This window comes from Cobetia sp. 5-25-4-2, assembly GCF_013374075.1.
Classification (GTDB): Bacteria; Pseudomonadota; Gammaproteobacteria; order Pseudomonadales; family Halomonadaceae; genus Cobetia; species Cobetia marina.
The window spans coordinates 1,086,631-1,105,014 of the sequence record NZ_BLWK01000001.1 but is presented as its reverse complement, the minus strand read 5'-3'; the positions used below and the strand labels follow the sequence as shown (position 1 = coordinate 1,105,014).

Annotated in this window: 15 protein-coding genes; 6 read left to right on the top strand and 9 right to left on the bottom strand. The window is 64.3% G+C overall.

Annotated features, from left to right (window positions below):
• Positions 1-12 precede the first annotated feature (12 nt).
• Positions 13-678 carry an ACP phosphodiesterase gene (locus tag HXS65_RS04755; RefSeq protein ID WP_176493262.1) on the bottom strand — a complete coding sequence of 222 codons (666 nt, stop codon included), beginning with the start codon at positions 676-678 and terminating at the stop codon, positions 13-15.
• A gap of 70 nt (positions 679-748) precedes the next feature.
• Here HXS65_RS04755 and selD point away from each other — a divergent pair, with 70 nt between their 5' ends.
• Positions 749-3,148 carry a selenide, water dikinase SelD gene (selD, locus tag HXS65_RS04750; RefSeq protein WP_218015043.1) on the top strand — a complete coding sequence of 800 codons (2,400 nt, stop codon included), beginning with the start codon at positions 749-751 and terminating at the stop codon, positions 3,146-3,148.
• A gap of 190 nt (positions 3,149-3,338) precedes the next feature.
• On the opposite strand, the gene HXS65_RS04745 is transcribed toward selD, so the two are convergent.
• Positions 3,339-4,061 (bottom strand): DUF3581 family protein, encoded by a 723-nt coding sequence (locus tag HXS65_RS04745; RefSeq protein ID WP_077376644.1) that lies wholly within the window; start codon positions 4,059-4,061, stop codon positions 3,339-3,341.
• A gap of 291 nt (positions 4,062-4,352) precedes the next feature.
• Here HXS65_RS04745 and HXS65_RS04740 point away from each other — a divergent pair, with 291 nt between their 5' ends.
• The 3 genes from HXS65_RS04740 to puuE all read left to right on the top strand — a co-directional run bounded on the left by HXS65_RS04740 (position 4,353) and on the right by puuE (position 10,084).
• The gene (locus HXS65_RS04740; RefSeq protein ID WP_176493261.1) at positions 4,353-6,191 is read left to right on the top strand and encodes a VRR-NUC domain-containing protein; all 1,839 of its coding nucleotides are present in this window, start codon (positions 4,353-4,355) and stop codon (positions 6,189-6,191) included.
• Positions 6,188-9,010 (top strand): ATP-dependent DNA helicase, encoded by a 2,823-nt coding sequence (locus HXS65_RS17545; protein WP_176493260.1) that lies wholly within the window; start codon positions 6,188-6,190, stop codon positions 9,008-9,010. Before HXS65_RS04740 ends, HXS65_RS17545 begins: the two co-directional genes overlap by 4 nt.
• 120 nt (positions 9,011-9,130) lie before the next feature.
• Positions 9,131-10,084: an allantoinase PuuE gene (gene puuE / locus HXS65_RS04730; RefSeq protein ID WP_176493259.1), complete on the top strand. Its 954-nt coding sequence runs from the start codon at positions 9,131-9,133 to the stop codon at positions 10,082-10,084.
• 93 nt (positions 10,085-10,177) lie between these two features.
• Here puuE and HXS65_RS04725 read toward each other — a convergent pair whose 3' ends face one another.
• The 6 genes from HXS65_RS04725 to HXS65_RS04700 form a co-directional block, all read right to left on the bottom strand.
• Entirely contained in the window at positions 10,178-11,455 is a 1,278-nt protein-coding gene (locus tag HXS65_RS04725) for an amidase family protein (protein WP_176493258.1), read from the bottom strand.
• Between the two features lie 69 nt (positions 11,456-11,524).
• Entirely contained in the window at positions 11,525-12,343 is an 819-nt protein-coding gene (locus HXS65_RS04720; RefSeq protein WP_077376655.1) for an amino acid ABC transporter ATP-binding protein, read from the bottom strand.
• Entirely contained in the window at positions 12,327-12,980 is a 654-nt protein-coding gene (locus HXS65_RS04715; protein WP_077376658.1) for an amino acid ABC transporter permease, read from the bottom strand. The genes HXS65_RS04720 and HXS65_RS04715 overlap by 17 nt, the downstream gene beginning before the upstream one ends.
• Positions 12,977-13,702: an amino acid ABC transporter permease gene (locus HXS65_RS04710; protein WP_084208742.1), complete on the bottom strand. Its 726-nt coding sequence runs from the start codon at positions 13,700-13,702 to the stop codon at positions 12,977-12,979. Before HXS65_RS04710 ends, HXS65_RS04715 begins: the two co-directional genes overlap by 4 nt.
• 47 nt (positions 13,703-13,749) lie before the next feature.
• Positions 13,750-14,604 carry a transporter substrate-binding domain-containing protein gene (locus HXS65_RS04705; RefSeq protein WP_176493257.1) on the bottom strand — a complete coding sequence of 285 codons (855 nt, stop codon included), beginning with the start codon at positions 14,602-14,604 and terminating at the stop codon, positions 13,750-13,752.
• Between the two features lie 632 nt (positions 14,605-15,236).
• On the bottom strand, positions 15,237-16,151 hold the full coding sequence (locus HXS65_RS04700) for a MurR/RpiR family transcriptional regulator (RefSeq protein ID WP_205632693.1): 915 nt from the start codon (positions 16,149-16,151) through the stop codon (positions 15,237-15,239).
• A gap of 424 nt (positions 16,152-16,575) precedes the next feature.
• Here HXS65_RS04700 and HXS65_RS04695 point away from each other — a divergent pair, with 424 nt between their 5' ends.
• The gene (locus HXS65_RS04695) at positions 16,576-16,932 is read left to right on the top strand and encodes a hypothetical protein (RefSeq protein WP_077376667.1); all 357 of its coding nucleotides are present in this window, start codon (positions 16,576-16,578) and stop codon (positions 16,930-16,932) included.
• Positions 16,929-17,504: a hypothetical protein gene (locus HXS65_RS04690; protein ID WP_176493256.1), complete on the top strand. Its 576-nt coding sequence runs from the start codon at positions 16,929-16,931 to the stop codon at positions 17,502-17,504. Before HXS65_RS04695 ends, HXS65_RS04690 begins: the two co-directional genes overlap by 4 nt.
• Positions 17,505-17,644: 140 nt before the next feature.
• On the opposite strand, the gene HXS65_RS04685 is transcribed toward HXS65_RS04690, so the two are convergent.
• A complete protein-coding gene (locus HXS65_RS04685; RefSeq protein WP_084209727.1) occupies positions 17,645-18,322 on the bottom strand; it encodes a TetR family transcriptional regulator C-terminal domain-containing protein in 678 nt (225 codons plus the stop codon).
• Positions 18,323-18,384 lie beyond the last annotated feature (62 nt).

Here is an 18,384-nt window from a genome sequence, read left to right as displayed (position 1 = left end):
CAAGCCTGATCATCAGATAACGGGCGTCTGGCGCAATGCCAGCATGTCCGGCCACAACCGCGCGAAGCTGTCCTCAAGCATCGCGCGGTTATCCGCCAGCCACGGCGTCATGTCCGCCAGCGGATTGGCGCCTGCTTCCAGATCCCCCACCTTGTGCGTACGCCTTCCGCTTCGCGTATCACTTTGCCTTCGTGAATCACTTTGCTGGCGAGGATCACTTGTCTGGCGTAACCGGCGTCTGGCCGTCATGCGCTCGCCGATGCTGGCAATGGTCGAGAGCGTGAACTCCAGCTCCTGATAGCGCCTGAGCGCATCGCGCACCTGAATCCACTCGATGAGGCTCGTCAGGCGTGACGGCACCTCCTCACGCGCCAACAGGCGATAGAGGCGCTCGATATCGTCATCGTGCATCTCACCAGCCAGCAGGTGATCCCACATCATGTCAAAGGCGATGCCGGCCACACGACGTGACGCGGGCGGTACCTGAGTCAACAGCCAGCGAGTTTCGGGATGGGCATCGATCACCGCATCACAGCGGCGATGGAAACGGATGCCGGCTTCTATCTCAGGCGACCAGCCGCTCAGGTCACTGCCGCGCACGCCGTCGGCAATCAGGTTGCCAAACAGGAAGTTATCGCTGCCCGCCAGACTCAGGTGCGCATGACCAAGAAAGTTCAAGTTGCTAGACTCCTGATATCATTACCCATTATTCAATATCCCCGTCCTCTTCTGACTATCGAGACCTCTGATGCCATCTGCGTCCATGCCTGCCAAGGCGCCCATCGTGCGCGATATCGTCCTGATCGGCGGGGGACATAGCCATGTTGGCGTGTTGATGCGTTTCGCCATGCAGCCTGAGCCTGGCGTACGCCTCACCGTCATCTGTCGCGACACCGACACGCCCTACTCCGGCATGCTACCCGGTTACGTGGCGGGGCATTACACCTTTGATGATGTGCATATCGACCTGCGTCGGCTGTGTCAGTTCGCCGGCGCACGCTTCTATCGGGATCAGGTGATCGATATCGACCGCGGCCAGCGCCGCGTGATCTGCGCCGAGCGCCCGGCGGTGGACTATGACCTGCTGTCGATCAATATCGGCTCCACGCCTCGCCTGTCCCACATCGACGGTATCGGTGATCCCGAAGCGGCTGATGCCCCCGTGGTGGCGGTCAAACCGATCAGCACCTTCCAGCAACGCTGGCTGAGACTGCTTGAGCGCGCCAGAAGCGCCGAGCGGCCTCTCGACATCGTGCTGGTCGGCGGCGGTGCCGGCGGGGTCGAGCTGCTGCTGGCCATCCAGCAGCGCCTCGCCGCCGAGTTGCCCGCTGCTCTCGCGCCGAACCTGACGCTGATCACCCGCGGACAGCGCCTGTTGCCGACCCATTCTCCTGAGGTCAGCGCTGCACTCGCCACCACCTTGCATGAACGCGGTATCCGGGTGCATTTCGGTGAGGAGATCACCGCTGTTGAATCGTCCACGACGTCATCCCAACGCCAGCTGATCAGTGCCAGCGGCAGCCGCCATCCGGCCGACGAGGCCATCTGGGTGACACGCGCCGGGGGGGCACGCTGGCTGGAGAAGACAGGACTGAGCCTGGATGAGGATGGCTTTCTCAAGGTGCGCGATACCCTGCAGACACTCGAGGATGATGCCATCTTCGCCGCGGGCGATATCGCGCATCAGGTCAATCATCCGCGTGAAAAGGCCGGCGTCTTCGCCGTGCGCCAGTCACGGCCGCTGGCTGACAACCTGCGCCGCGCCGTGCGCGGAGAGTCACTACATCCCTATATTCCACAGTCCCGCTGGCTGGCCCTGATCAGCACCGGGGATCGTGATGCCATTGCCTCACGCGGCAATCTTGGGCTGGTGTCGCCGTGCCTGCGTCCGTGGCTGTGGCGCTGGAAAGACCATATCGACCGCCAGTTCATGGCACGCTTCAATGAACTGCCCAGCATGCAGGACGCCGCGGACACCGGCGGCCTGTCAGGATTGCAACAGCGCATCAGCGCTGCCTGGCAGGCGCTCAAGGGCGGCGATGGCAGGCTCCACCCGCGCCTGACCGCCGAGCTGGATGAGCAGGAAGCGCATCAGGCCCTGTCCGCACTGGCAATGCGCTGTGGCGGCTGTGGCGCCAAGGTCGGTGCCAGCGTGCTGTCGCGAGCGCTGCAGAGCCTTGCCCCGCGCGAGAACCCGGACGTGCTGGTCGGGCTGCATGCCCCGGATGATGCCGCCATCGTGCGAGTGCCCGAGGGTCAGGCACTGGTACACAGCGTCGACTTCTTCCGCGCCTTCATCGATGACCCTTACCTGTTCGGGCGCATCGCCGCCAATCACGCCCTGGGCGATCTCTACGCCATGGGCGCGACGCCCCACACCGCGACCGCCGTCGCCACGGTGCCGCAGGGGATCGAGCGCAAGGTCGAACCGCTGGTGCGCGAGCTGATGCAAGGCGCCACCGAGGTGCTCAACGAGGCAGGCTGTACACTGGTCGGCGGACATACCGGCGAGGGGCAGGAACTGGCGCTGGGCTTCGCCCTCAATGGCCTGGTGGAGGAGAGTCTGGCCGGCGTCACCTGCAAGGGCGGCATGCAGCCAGGCGAGGTGCTGATCCTCACCAAGGCCATCGGCACCGGCACCCTGCTGGCAGCGCACGCACGCCTGGAAGCGCGAGGCCGCTGGATCGACGCCGCACTGGACAGCATGCAGCAATCCAGTCAGCAGGCAGCGAATATCCTGCGCGCCCATCAGGCGAGCGCCTCCACCGATGTCACCGGCTTCGGCCTGCTCGGCCACCTTGTGGAGATGACCCGCGCCAGCGGCGTGGATGCCGAACTCGAGATCGACGCCCTGCCGATACTGGACGGCGCCGAGGACTGCGTCGCCCGCGGGGTGGTCAGCTCACTGCAACCGGCCAACCTGCGTCTCAAGCGGGCCCTGAAGGATCAGGCCGGCGTCATTGATCATCCGCGCTATCCGCTGCTGTTCGATCCACAGACTGCCGGCGGCCTGCTGGCCAGTGTGCCGGCCGGTGAGGCCGAGTCCTGCCTGGCCGCGCTCAAGGCCGCCGGCTATCACGCCAGCGCCATCATCGGGCGCATCCTGCCACAGGGTGATGCGCTGGCGCCGATCAGCATCAAGCGCTGAACGCGGCGAGACAACTCACCGACGACGTCAGCCGCCCCCTTGCCGCTGGTCTTTTGCCCCCCACGACAAGACGCCCGCCAGATCTCTCTGGCGGGCGTCTTGATCTCTGCAGCACGCAAGTCCGAGGGCTAGCTCACTTCGGCCATCTCACCTTCGACTGGCTCAGTTCGGCCATCTCGGTTCGCCCGGCTCAGGCTTCGGCTTCGCGCTTGAGCGCCTCGAAGGATTCAACGAAGGCATCCATCGTCTCGGCACAGTAATCCCGCAGCCCACTGACGACCAGCTTCTTGGAGCCACTGCCGATGCACTGCTCGCCATCATGGATGCCGAATTCGAGCAGGGTATCACCACGCTTGCCGTTGACCTCAAGCGAGGAGCGCACGAAATCGAGATGCAGATCGGCGATATCGAGCCGTTCGAAACAGAAGCCCATGCTGTCATAGATCACCAGCGGGCGTGCCGGATTGAACATCACCCCCTTCTCCAGCATCAGCGGCTGCAGGAAGTGCGGGAAGTTGCGCCCGGAGAAGGCGATATACTGGCGAGTGAAATTGGCGACCACTTCCTCGTCATGGGTGGTATCACCGCTGCGCTCGACCGTCAGATAGACCTTGCCGGCTTCATCGCGCACCAGCAGGGACACGCCATTCTCGTCGGGTTCTTCCAGCGCTTCGAAGATCAAGGGCACATCATTGCCGACCATGCCGCAGAAACGGATGGTCATGCACTGTGAAAGGCCGAATTTCGCCAGCAACAGGGAGAACAGCAGGTCGCCGGGCACACAGAAGCGTCGCGCATCCGGGTCATGAATGGGGTTGTAATCCCCCGCCATCTGCTTGGCGAAGCGACTGGCCTGCTCGGCGGTGATCCGCACGCGGCCATCTTCGACCCGGTGAAACTGATCAAGAAACATGGACTGCCTTCCTGCCCTGCTTGAATGATGATCGATGGCCCGTCCTGAACCATCGCGGAAATGCCTCCGAGGGGAGGAATCAAGGGTGACACGCTTTCAAGCCTGTCCAGCAGACGTGCCATGAGGCTGCCATGACACGTCGATCACGGGATTTTACCACTTGCTGACAGGCAGATGGTGACTCGTGACAGGCTTTGCAAGAGTTTGCAGCCCGACAGATGGCCATATACTGTATATAACCCCATGCTTTCGGGCAAACCGCTGCACTGCCCGCCACTTCGACAGGTCACCATGCAAGCCGCTCCCCTCGACAATCCGCGCTACTACCTGGCCAATTTCGATACCCTGCTCGATTGGGTCTGCCAGTGCCATGCCGATCTGCTGACAGAGACGGAGCGTGCCACGGTGGACGCCATCACGCGCCTGCCGGACGCCTCGCGGGCCCTGCTGGTCCGCCTGCTGATGCGCAAGGGCGATCATTTCGAGGTCACGCAGCTCCATTATGTCGAAATCGGCGCTATCGAGGCCGCAAGCAAGCCTCTGATCACACCGATCGCCGGCAGTGCCACGCCTGATGGGCTGTGCCGCCTGAACGCTGACCTGAGCCTGGAGGAAATGCTGTCACTTGTGACACTGCCGCGCTTGAAGGACGCCTTCCCCGAGCTGCCAAGAAGCACGCCCAAACGCCGGATGCCGGATGCCCTCAGCGAGCTGCTGGTAGATACCACGCCACGGTCACTGCCCGAGTGGCTGAATGACCCCACCGCCAACACGCTGAGTGTTGGGCTTGGTGAGCTGTCGCGACGCCTGAGCCTGATGTTCTTCGGCAACCTGCGCCAGACTCTGTCGGACTTCGTGCTCAGTGAACTGGGCCTGCTGCGCTGCGAGGCGGTCGCGCTTTCCCCAGACTCGCGCGCCTTCACCCAGCGTTGGGAGGTGGATCGTTATCTGGCCCTGGAGCAGCTGCGTGAGGGCTGGCAGGCGGCCAGGGAGCGTCTGAATCGTGAGACGGCGCATGCGGAACTGGAGCCGCATTGGCAGCGCATCATCTCGGCCCTGGACGAGCCGACATCGTCAGAAGCCGACGCGACAGAGGCGAATCGCGCCAATGCCTGGCTGGCACAGCGACGTGACCGGCTGCGTTTCTCGCTGGCGCGCGATGCCGAGCGTCAGGGCTGGCATCACGCAGCCGCACTGCAGTACGCCTGCCTCGAGAACTCCGCCTACGCGCCGCGTGCCATGCCGCGCCGAGTGAGAGCGCTGGAGCTTTCCGGCGATATCAGCGCAGCCCACGCACTTGCCTGCGAGCGTCTGGCGCGTGCTGACATCACGCTGGATGAGCAACTGGCACTAGAGCGCGCCCTGCCTCGCCTGTGCCGTGGCCTTGGCTTGCCCGCGCCCAGACGCGCCAAGGCGCCGGCCACGCCGCAGATCACCCTTACGGTGCCGGACCTTGCCACCTCGGCCGCCGCCGGCATCCATGGGGTCGAGCGCGCGGCCGCCCATGCACTGGCCACGCCCGAGGCACCGGTCTTCTACGTCGAGAATGGTCTGCTCCCCGCGCTCTTCACCCTGTTGTGCTGGGACGTGCTGTTCGCGCCCTTGCCGGGAGCCTTCTTCCACGCCTTTCATACCGGTCCGGCGGACCTCTACCGCCCTGACTTCGTCAACCGTCGCCAGGCCGCTTTCGAGGACTGCTTCGCGCGCCTGTCCGATGGCCGCTACCGAGAGACGATTCGTGAGCGTCATCAGCAGAAACAGGGTATTCAAGCGCCCTTCGTGCATTGGCCGCTGTTGAGCGAGGAGCTGCTGTCCCACGCACTGGACTGCATTCCCCCGGCACATCTGGAGGCCTGCTTCCGACACCTGCTGGCCAATCCCCGCGAGCATCGCGCTGGCCTGCCGGACCTGATCCAGTTCTTCCCCGAGAACAGCCGCGAGCGTTACCGGATGATCGAGGTCAAGGCACCCACCGACCGCCTGCAGGACAACCAGCGCCAGTGGCTGGCCCTGTTCGCCCGCCATGCGATTCCGGCGCTGGAGTGCCGTGTCGAATGGCAGACCGTAATCGCCTCTGATGCGTCCGTCGAGGACGAGGCCACGGCACGCAAGGCACCGACTGCGCGATGATCACCGCCGACACCTCAAGCAGCGCACCCGAGCGCTATCGGATCGCGGTACGCGAGCTGTGCGCCTTCGCCGCACGCGAGGGCGATCTGGATCTGCGCTTCACGCCCTCGCCCACCGCTCAACAGGGCATTCGCGGCCATCAGCGCATCGTGCGTCGGCGTGGCAAGGACTACGAAAGCGAGATATCACTCTCCGGCTGCATCGACAATCTCGAGATTCGCGGCCGCGCCGATGGCTATGATCCCAGGCGCAACTGTCTCGAGGAGATCAAGACCCACCGTGGTGACCTGTCCCGTCAGCCCGCGAATCACCGCGCCCTGCACTGGGCCCAGGCGCGTGTCTACGGTGCCCTGATGTGCCGCAGTCGCGATCTCGAGGGCATCACGCTGGCGCTGGTGTATCTGGATATCGCCGCGGACGCACCAGCCAGCGCTGCCAAGGATGAACCGGAATCCGGCGGTGACTCCATCGGGGCTTCACAGGATGAACAACGCCTGGAAGCCTGGTGGAGCCGCGAGGCGCTGGAAGCGGAGCTTGCACGTCTGGCCGCACGCTTCAGCGAGTTCGCCGCCAATGAACTGGCGCATCGCCGCGCCCGTGACAGCGCCCTTGGCACGCTTGCCTTCCCCTGGCCTGCCTGGCGCCCCGGTCAACGCCAGCTGGCCGAGCATGCCTACAAGGCGGTGATGACCGGACGCGAGCTGCTGGCCGAGGCGCCGACCGGCACCGGCAAGACGCTGGCGACGCTGTATCCTGCGCTGCGTGCAATGCCCAGAAACGGCACGGACAGACTCTTCTACCTCACCGCCCGCACTCCGGGCCGGGCCTTGGCGCTGGACGCGCTGACCACCCTGGTGCCAGAGGTGGTCGAGCACACGGAATCACCGGACACGCCTGCCGCAGCGCTGCGCATTCTGGAACTCGGCGCGCGCAGCAAGACCTGTGAGCACCCGACTCTCGCCTGTCATGGTGAGTCCTGCCCGCTGGCACGCGGCTTCCATGATCGCCTGCCTGCGGCACGCTCTGCCGCGCTTGCCGACCACCAGCCACTGACGCTGGCGACGACACGCCGACACGCCCTGGCCCATGAGATCTGCCCCTACTTTCTCGCCCAGGAGCTCTCGCGCTGGGCGGATGTGATCATCGGGGATCACAACCACTACTTCGACAGTCATGCGCTGCTGTTCGCCCTGACCCAGGCCAATGACTGGCGCTCCGTGGTGCTCGTCGATGAAAGCCACAACCTCATCGAACGCGCCCGCGGCATGTACAGCATCGAACTCGATGCCCGACAGTTCCACTTCCTGCTCAAGCAGTTGAGTCGCACGGGCCATCCGGCCCCGCTGCGCTCGGCCTCCCGCACGCTGGCCCGGCAGTGGCGAGCGCTGGAGCAGCTCGGGCCGGAAAACGGCAGCTCAGGGAATCCAAGCAGCGGGAACGGCAGCACCGATGACGGCAGTCAACAGGCACGTCTTGCGCTGGAGACGTTGCCCGGCGACTTCCTCAAGGCGCTGACGCAATGGACGGGCGCGATGGGCGACTGGTTGGCGGAACCTGACAAGGCCGCAACCCCTCCTGCGGCCAGACAACAGGCAGCGCGAGCAACGGCCACACAAGCCCCCGAACAGCTGGGCCTGATCGCGAGCGATGCCGTTCCCCTGGCCTCAAGCACCACCCCATCAGACTCCAGTCCGAGATCCACCGCGGCCAGCCGTCGCGTGGAGCCTGACGGCGAGATGATGGAGGCCTATTTCGCGGCGCTGACGCTCACGCGACTCGCGGAAGGCTTTGGCGATCACTCGCTGTTCGAGGTCGAACTCGCCGCTATGAATCCGGCGCGTCAGGCAACGCTCACCAGCGATTCAAGCTCACGCTCCGGCGCAGCATCGGCTGCAGGAGCAGAAGCAGGAGCAGCAGCCCGGCCTCGCAAGCCCCGAGGGCGAAGCGTGCGCCAGATACAGCCGCGACTGCGCTGCGTCAGCCCGGCGCCGTGGCTGGCCCCCCGCCTGCGCGCCAGCCACGCCACCCTATTGTTCTCGGCCACGCTCAATCCACCGGCCTATCATCACCGCCTGCTGGGACTGGCGGACAATGCAGTCTGGTTGAGTGTCGAGTCGCCGTTCAGGGCGACGCAGGTGCAGGTCAGTCGCCATCGGCTCTCGACCCGCCTGCGGGACCGCGAGGCCTCCTGCCGACCCATCGCCGAACTGATGGCCCGTCAATACCAGCAGCGCCCGGGCAACTATCTGGCATTCTTCTCGAGCTTCGCCTATCTCGAGCAGGTCGCCAGCACCCTGCAACAGCTGACGCCGGAGATTCCCCAATGGCGCCAGACCCGTGCCATGACGGAAGCGGAGCGCACCACCTTCATTCAGCGCTTCACCCCCGACGGCCAGGGCATCGGTTTCGCGGTGCTGGGCGGTGCCTTCGGCGAAGGGATCGATCTCCCGGGGTCGCGTCTGATCGGGGCCTTCATCGCCACCCTGGGGCTTGCCGGCTTCAGCCCGGAGAATGAAGCGCTCAAGCAGCGCCTGGCCCAGTGGCTCCAAAGCGATGCCCTGCGTCGTAGCCAGCCGGAACAGATGGAGGGTCCAGCGAGCGAGTCTCCCGACGATACCCGTGCACCGCGCCCTGTCATCCAGCCCTTGAATGCCGATGACTGCACCTATCTGTACCCGGGGCTCACCAGAGTGGTGCAGGCTGCCGGCCGCGTGATTCGCAACGAACAGGATCAGGGCGTGATCCACCTGATCGATGACCGCTTCCTGCGCCCGGAAGTCGCACGACTGCTGCCGCGCTGGTGGACGCCGACAGACTGACGCGAGCAGGATGACGCCAAGCGTGCCTTTGCCCCGAGATGGCACAAAGCCTGCACGTCAATGGGCAATAGAACAGTGCCTCATCCCCTTTCCGCTCCCCGGTCGCAAGGAAGCCGAACGATGCCAGACAACGACAATGCCCTGTGGGGCGACGACTATCCGCGTGATCTGATCGGTTATGGTGCCAATCCCCCCCATGCCAACTGGCCGGGTGGTGCCAGGATCGCCGTGCAGTTCGTGCTCAACTATGAGGAAGGCGGCGAGAATTGCTTGCTGCACGGTGACAGCGAGAGCGAGAAGTTTCTCTCCGAGATCATCGGTGCCGAGGCCTACCCCGCGCGGCACATGAGCATGGAGTCGATCTACGAATATGGCTCGCGCAGTGGCGTGTGGCGGATTCTTGATGAATTCAAGCGCCGGGAGTTGCCGCTGACGGTCTTCGGTGTCGGCATGGCGCTGGCGCGGCATCCGGACCTGGTCGCACGCTTCCTGGAGGATGGCCATGAGATCGCCAGTCACGGCTGGCGCTGGATTCATTACCAGCACATGGATGAAGCCCATGAGCGCGCCCATCTGGAACGCGCGGTGGAAAGCTATCGCGAACTGGTCGGTCATGCGCCACGAGGCTGGTACACCGGGCGCGACAGCCCCAACACCCGCCGACTGGTGGTGGAGCACGGCGGCTTCACCTATGACAGCGATTACTACGGCGATGACCTGCCGCTATGGATGGAGGTGACCACCGCCAATGGCGAGCAGGTGCCGCATCTCGTCGTCCCCTACACCCTGGACACCAATGACATGCGCTTCGCCAGCGCCCAGGGCTTCAACAACGGTGAGGACTTCTTCCAGTACCTGCGTGACGCCTTCGACGTACTCTATGCCGAGGGCGAGACAGCGCCCAAGATGCTCTCCATCGGGTTGCACTGTCGGATCGCCGGACGACCGGGACGCTTCGCGGCGCTGAAACGCTTCCTCGATTACGTCCAGTCCCACGACAGGGTATGGATCACCCGTCGCATCGATATCGCCGAGCACTGGCAGCGCGAGCATCCCTATACCCCCGCCAGCTGACATCGCAAAAAGAACGCCGCAGCCCTTTCGGGATGCGGCGTTTGTGGTTGAATCCAGAGAAGGTCAGCGATCGCACCTTCAAGGCTGCGCCAGTCAGTCTTCCAACATGCAGGCCAATGCCAGCAGGCTCTCATCACGACCTGGCAGGCCCAGCAACGAGACGCCCCAGGGCGGTGGTGCAGCCTCCTCAGGCAGGCGCGCTGCGTCATCGGTCAGCCACGGCAGACTCAATTGCGGTGCGCCATTCAAGCCGGCCAGTGCGGTGAGTCCCATCAGGCGATGACGATAGGCCTCCATCTCCTCGAGGCTTGCGCCCAGCAGCGGTGAAGCGCCCGGCGTGGTGGGCAGCACGAACACCGCCTCGCTGGTGGCCTCCGCCTGGGCATGGGCAGCCGCACTGCCATCGTCGCAGGCACTCTCGCCGCCCTCATGACTGGCTGCCAGCTGCTGGCGGTACCAGCGGCGCACGGTGTCTGCCTTGGCTTCTGCTGCCTGCTCGTCGGCATCACTCAGGGTCATGCACCATTTGAGGCGCGCCGCGATATCCGGATTCAGCTGCGGCCAGCGAGAGTCGGGGCCCTGCTCCGGCGTACTCAACCATGCCTGGTGCGTACGACGAATCTCGCAGCCCTGCAGAATCCGAAAGGCCTCACTGGCCCTCGCCATGAAGGCCTGGCTCAACATTCGCCGCTCGCAGCGAAAACCGAGTGATTCAAGGCGACGCGCCAGCGGCCCCAGCAGGCGCTGATAAGGCCCCGCCGCCAGCCCTTCCGGCACCAGCAGGATGAGTCTTGCCGGCAAACGAGTCGCTGTCGTTGGCGGCATCAACACCTCACTGACCTGCGTCAGCGTCGCGAGATCCCGCGTCATCCAGCCAATGGTATCGAAGCGCGGCGCCAGCGGCTTGAGGCCTGACATGTCAATGCGGCCATGGGTCGGCCGCAGCCCGTAGAGCCCACAGTAGCTGGACGGCACGCGGATGGAGCCACCGGTATCGGTTCCCAGCCCGATCTCCGCCTCACCGCGCGCCACCGCTACTGCAGAGCCTACGCTTGAGCCTCCCGGCAACCTAAGCGGCGCACGCGGGTTCTGCGGCGTGCCGTAATGGGCATTGGTGCCATTGAGGCTGTAGGCCAGCTCATCGGTCGTGGTGCGCGCCCGATAATCGGCCCCCGCCTTCTGAAGCGCCAACACGCTGGGCGCCGTCTCCCGCTCGATGGGAGCGCTCGCCAGCAGGTCAGGATTGCCCTGTCCGGTGCGCTCGCCCTTGATCGCGAACAGATCCTTCACCACCAGTCGCTTACCCTCAAGAGACCCCTCTCCCTTCGGCCCGGAGAAACGCGCCGGGGCAACATAGATACGCTTGTCCATCGGGACCGACTCCTTTCGACTCATCAGGGGGTTCGCCTTCGTGGCGTGGCGCGGTGCGGTGCGGTGTGATCACAGCACCGCGCCAAGAAACTGGCGCAGCTCTTCCGTGGCCGGATTGGCAAACAGCGTCGCGGGGTCGCCTGATTCATGCACACGCCCCTGGTGCATGAAGATCACGCGATCCCCCACATCGCGGGCGAAATTCATCTCATGGGTCACCAGAATCAACGTCATGCCCTCACGCTTGAGCTGCTCCAGCACCTTGAGCACATCGCCGACCAGCTCCGGGTCCAGCGCCGAGGTGATCTCGTCACACAGCAACACCTTGGGGTGCATCGCCAGGGCGCGCGCGATCGCCACCCGCTGCTGCTGGCCACCGGAGAGCTGGCTCGGCCAGGCATCGAATTTCTCCCCCAGCCCGACCTTGGCCAGCATCTCGCGGGCCTCGCGCTCCGCGACATCCCGTGCAACGCCCTTGACCAGCATCGGCGCCAGCATCACGTTCTCGCCGACGCGCTTGTGGGGGAACAGATTGAAGCTCTGGAACACCATGCCGACATCCTGCGCCAGAGCGGCGGCGTCCATCTCGCTACCGTCCAGCAGATTGCCGGCGACGTGGATGGCACCGCCGTCATGCTGTTCCAGCTGGTTGATACAGCGCAGCAAGGTGCTCTTGCCGGAGCCGCTGCGACCGATGATCGAGACCACCTCGCCCGGGCACACTTCAAGATCGATGCCCTTGAGCACCGTCAGATCGCCGAAGGACTTGGTGAGCGCCGACAGGCTGACCAGCGGCGCCTTTGCCTTCTCGGAGACGGCAGCACTCTCGGTGACCGAGGAATCGGATGAGACGGTGTCCAGCGGGGAAACTTCAGCGAGCAGTGACATTGAGACGTGCCTCCAGGTGGCGAGCCAGCCGCGAGAGCGGATAGCACATGGCGAAATACAGCAACGCGACCAGCGCAAAGACGGTGAAGGGTTCCAGGGTGGCGTTGTTGAGCATGGTGCCGGCCTTGGTCAGTTCGACGAAGCCGATCACCGAGGCAAGCGCGGTGCCCTTGATGATCTGCACCGAGAAGCCGACGGTCGGTGCGATGGCCATGCGCAGCGCCTGCGGCAGGATGATGTGACGCATGGTCTTCAGATAACCGAGCCCCAGCACTCGCGCCCCTTCCCACTGCCCCTTGGGCACCGCCTCGACACAGCCACGCCAGATGTCGTGCAGGAAGGCACTGCTGAACAGCGTCAGCGCGACCGCCGCCGCCGTCCAGGCCGAGACATCCAGCCCGAAGACCGCCACGCCGAAGAAGGCCAGAAACAGCTGCATCAACAGCGGCGTGCCCTGAAACAGCTCCGTGTAGAGGCGACAGAAGAGCGCCGCCCCCGGCCAGCGGGTCAGGCGCAGAAAGGTCAGCGCCAGCCCCACCAGACTGCCGCCGATGAAGGCGATCAGAGACAGCGCCAGCGTCCAGCGCGCCGCCAGCAGCAGGTTGCGCAGGATGTCCCACAGCGTGAAGTCGATCATGAGTGGGCCTCTCTCAGCACATGGGAAGACAGACGGCGGCGCGGGGCTGGCGTCAGGTGGCGAAAGCCGAACAGACGACGCCCGATGCGGTTGAGCAAGGCGCGCATCGCGATGGCCAGCAGCAGGTACATGCCTGCCGTCACCACGTAGCTTTCAAAGCTCAGGAAGGTACGTGACTGGATGAAGTTGGCCGCGAAGGTCAGGTCCGCCACGCTGATCTGGGAGACCACGGCGGAGCCCAGCATCACGATCACGCACTGGCTGGTCAGCGCCGGATACATGCGTTCCAGCGCCGGCATCAGCACCACATGGCGATAGCGCTGCCAAGGCGTGAGACCCAGCGCACGCCCAGCCTCCCACTGGCCGCGACCGGTGGCATCGACACCGGCACGCAGAATCTCGCTGCTGTAGGCCGCCAGGTTGAGTGTCATCGCGATCACCGCGGCCATCTCGGCGCTGAGTGACAGCCCCAGCGCCGGCAGGCCGAAGAAGATGAAGAACAGCTGGACGATGAAGGGCGTGTTGCGCAGCAGCTCCACCAGCATGCCCAGCAGCCGGCTGAAGACGCTGCTCGGCGCACGATGGCGCTGCCAGACACACATCACCGCACCGAGTATCCCCAGCGTGGTGGTCAGAATGGTCAACCAGACCGTCGTCATCAGCCCGGCCAGCAGGTCGGGCAGATACGGCAGCAGGCGCGAGAAATCCGGGAGATAGTTCATCGATCAAGCCTCACGGGAAAAGGGAGCCAGGCGTGCGACAGCTCGATTCAGGCATCCAGTGACGGCAGCGGCGCCTTGAACCAGGTCTCGGAGAGCGCGTTGAGCGTGCCGTCCTCGATCCCCTGGGCGATCAGCTCGTTCACGCGCGCCTTGAGCGCCGGCGTGTCATGCCGCATGCCCACATAGCAGGGAGAATTCTTGAGCGGCAGTACACTGACCGGTACGCGGGAGGGATTGCGTTCGGCGATGGCGGCGGTGACCAGGTTGCCGGTGGCGATCATCTCGACCTGCCCTGACAGGAAGGCCGACAACGTCGTGTTGTTGTCTTCGAAGCGCTTCACGGTGGTCGATTCCGGCACCACCTTGCTGAGCTCCATGTCTTCCACCGAGCCACGTGTCACGCCGATGGTCTTCTCGCTCAGCCCCTGGGCGGAGTCCACCTCACTGCCCTTCTCACCGAACACGCCAAGGAAGAACGGTGCATAGGCATCGGAGAAATCGATCGCCTTCTCACGCTCCGGATTCTTGCCCAGACTCGAGATCACCAGATCGACCTTGCGGGTCTGCAGGTAAGGGATGCGATTGGCCGAAGTGACCGGCACCAGCTCCAGCTTCACGTTCATCTCATCCGCCAGATAACGCGCCATGTCGATATCGTAGCCGCGTGGTTCAAGGTCCGGCCCGACTGAGCCGAACGGCGGGAAGTCCTGGGGCACCGCCACCTTCAGCACTCCGCTGTCGGTGATATCGCTCAGCGCATCCGCACGGGCCGTCAGGGCCGTGGCGGCCAGCGTGCCCCAGACAGCCAGCAGAATCCCCTTGCGCAACCAGTTGCCAAGACGTTGCGTGTTGCCTGTGCGTGATGCGTGCTTGAAGGCCTTGCTCTCGTGACGCTTGCTCATCGGTCAACTCCGGTGTCAGTCAATTCCGAGCGCTGAGGAGAACGACTCATCATGCGCTCGGCGCCCTGGGGCGTTTCATTGTTGTTGGTGGTTATCGCAGTGGTGTTTCGCGAGGGCTTGTCTGGCAATCCCTCTTCAACAAGCCCTGTCTGATGGGCCCTATCGGACGAGTCCTGTCCGCTGACTCCTCGTCGCATTGGCGGGCAACGTGAAACTCAAATCCTGACCAATGAAACAAGTGATTCCCTTATCCATCTTTGCAACGAGTGTGCCAACGCCACGCCAGCACGGCCCGAACGTGCACGAAGCGCTCGCCTGACAATGGTTCAGGTGATGAAGTGCAGGCGTGAAGACAGGCCAGATGACGGGCCTCAGAGAGCCTGGGGCGGGCTAGAAGGCGGGCTAGAGGCCGAGCTTGAACACGAGCGGAAAGGCAGTGCGAGGGAGAGAAGTTGCGTTGCACGCCCTCGATGACGCTTCTTCGAACGCACAGTGTCCGGGCGTCATCGACATGAAAAGGGACACTGTTGGTGCAATCAGGCAGCCCATGCGCCCTGCGGGTGCGCGCAACCCGCAGGGCGAGAAGCATCGTGATGGAATGGGCGGCAGCGCAGGCAACCGCCAGGACACTGCTAGCCGTCTCCCAGCTCCTCGAGTGACTCGAAGGTGTCCGTCACCCGGCGAATCTGGCTGCGACCAGCGACGAGGTCGTCATGCAGCAGGCGTGTGGCCAGCAGGTTGATCTGGCTCATGGCGGCGGCATAGCTGTCGAAGGCGCTGACACTGTCCAGCGGGCAGCGCAGCACATGCTCGATACCGGCAGGGATCTCGCTCAGGCTGTCATCGCAAACCAGCAGTACCGTGCAGGGGGCCTGGCCCAGCCACCCCAGCAGGCGTGCCAGCCCCTGCGGGCGCCGGCGCATGGCGAATATCACCACGGCGTCATTGGCGCTCAGCCGCGCGACCTCCTCCCCGAGTGACTGGCCCGGCTGGGGCAGGACCGCCACCTGCCCTCTCAATTGCAGCAGTTGCTGGCGCAGATGCAGTGCCAGCGGATAGGCGTTGCGAAAGCCGATGATCTGCAAGCGTTCGGCATTGGCCAGGGTGCGGCCCAGCGCTTCCATGTCGAGCATGTCCAGCGCCGCCAGTGCCTGACGCAGGTTGCGACACTCCTGCTCATAGTGGCGCTGATGGTGGTCTGGCGTGGGCGTGCTCGAGACGACAGGCACGCCCGCATGACGCAGGCTGCGCGCCTGATCACGTGCCTCCCGGAAGTCCTGATAGCCGAGGCGGCGAAACAGGCGACTGACGGTAGCCTTGGAGACATGCGTCAGCCGTGAGAGCTCGGCGGCATTGTAGAGCGCCAGCTCATCCTGATGCGCGAGCAGAAAACGCGCGATACGCTGCTCGTTGGGGGTCAATCGCTCAAGGTGGTGAGTCAGGCGCTGATGCAGGCTCTGGCCTGCCAGCGACGCTGCCGCAGCGCGAGAAGGCATCTCGGAGTCAGTGGCTGAAGCACTGGAGTCATCACGCGTGGCTTGAGTCATGGCGAAGGGTCTCTCTGGTGTCATGGCACCCCGTGGGCCGCCACTCAGGGTCTGATATGGCAACGGGGGACTGGCGTCGCGCCCGGGGCTCAAGGATGCCCCAGACGTCATTGTGCCTCATCACAGTGCAAGCGTCGGGCCAGCGGCAAGGTGACAGTGCATCAATTGCCCTCTCGGGTGGCGGTTGACCCGGGAATTCGGCCCATCACATGAGCTGCAGGGCGGGCGATGACAGGCACGGCCTCAGCACGTGTTCACCAAGTGATTGTTTTGGCGTAATTCTCCCTGGAGCGGCATGCAGATCGCTAAACATGAAGTGGGCACCCAGCGGGCACAGGCAATGCGCCACCCGACAGGACACCCACCGAACACCAAGATGGCAAATTTACCGATCAAGCGCTCGCGTGGCGCAAGGAGTTGTCTCATGGCCACCTCTACGATGACCACTCTGCTCGATACCTGTCGGGCCATGACTCACAAGCTTGCCGCACAGACCTTCACTCCTCTGACAGTGGGCGCAGAGAAAGCCGCTGATACCCCCGCTTGCGCCTCACAACTGCTGGGCGTGATGGCAATGGGCTACGAAGCTCCGCCCCTGCTGATGTCCTCGCAGGTGAGCGACACCCGTGCGGTCGGTGATATCGACGCATCACGCGTCGCCCAGCAACAGGCCGTCTTTGACCCGAACATCAACCACAAGGTGCACGCGGATTGGGAAGCCGAGCATCGTCATCAGACCCTGTTGCGTCACAGCATGGTCCGTCGGGGCATGCTGGCATGAGTGTCTATACCATCGGCATGGAATGCGGCATGCACATCCCGCTGGAAAACTGCGCAGTGAACGCCGAACCCGTGATGCGCGTGACCTTCGACATCAGCGCCGGACTGCATGCCGGCGAGCGCCTGGCGCTCGAGCGGGGCGCCATCCAGTCACTGGCTGACAGTGACAACGCGCTGCTGGCAAGCCTGGAAACCCAGCTGCCACGTCGCAGCCTCCTGTGGACCTCACGCGGCATCCTGGAAGTCGGCCGTGGCTGGCGCTGGCAGACCTCCCCCGCCAGCCCCAAGGCGCCTTGGCTGGACGCCGTGCACCACAGCTGGCCAAGCCATGCGCCACGCTGGCTGCTCAAGGCGCCGGTGGTCATCGTGTGTGCGGATGCTCTGCCGATTGCCAACCGCACCCGACATCAACGTGATCTTGCCAGACTCTGGCTCACTGCCGATGCCGCACTGATCTATCTGGCGCAGGACGCCCGCGATGGCTGGCAGATGCATCAGCATTGTGAGCCGGAGCAACGCAACGGCGCCCACCTGACGAGCAAGGCCGCGAATGCACTTGAGCTGGCCAGCTGAGCCTCCTGTTCCGGCTCCCCCTTCCCTCATCTCGACGACATTCCGATGACACGCACCAGCAGACACGACAACGCCCGCGCCGGGAACACCGGAGCGGGCGTTGTCGTGTCTGCCATGACCCATCTCGCCGAACCGATGGCTCAGCGCGGACAGAGACCATCACACAGCGTGCTGGCCACGAAGTCCGCCAGCTGTTCCCAGTCCTCATCCGTGCGCGGCGCACCGCCCAGCTGGTCGATCTGGGCGGCGAAGTCCGCGTAGTGCTGCGTGGTAGACCAGATCAGATAGATGACCCACATCGGCTCCGCCTCGCGCAGCTTGCCAGCTGCCATCCACGCCTTCATCACCTCGCAGCGCGCCTGGACCCACTGACGCAACTCTCCGCTGAGATAGTCACGCAGAAACGGCGCGCCGCTGATCACCTCCGCCGCGAACAGGCGCGATGCCTGTGGGGCCTGGCGTGCCAGCTTGAGCTTGACGCGCACCAGCGCCTCCAGCACCTCGCGCGGGTCATCATCGGCCGTGATGTCCTCAAGTGACGCATTCCAGCGCGTCAGCGTCTGCTCCAGCAGATGCACATAGAGCTTTTCCTTGGAACCGAAGTAATACAGCAGATTGGCCTTGGGCAACTCGGCCACGTCCGCGATCTGCTTGAGTGTGCTGCCACGATAGCCGTGACAGGCAAAGACACACTCGGCAGCTTCCATGATTCGACTTTCCGCCTGCTCACGGGGAGAGCTGGTCGGTGTCGGACTGAATTCCGCACTTCGGGAACGACGAACTTCGGCATACAGGGAAGAAGGAGAATCTGCAGGCATCAGCATCACTCATCAAATAGACGTTATCGTTCGAGCATCTTGACCACAGCACCGGAACATGA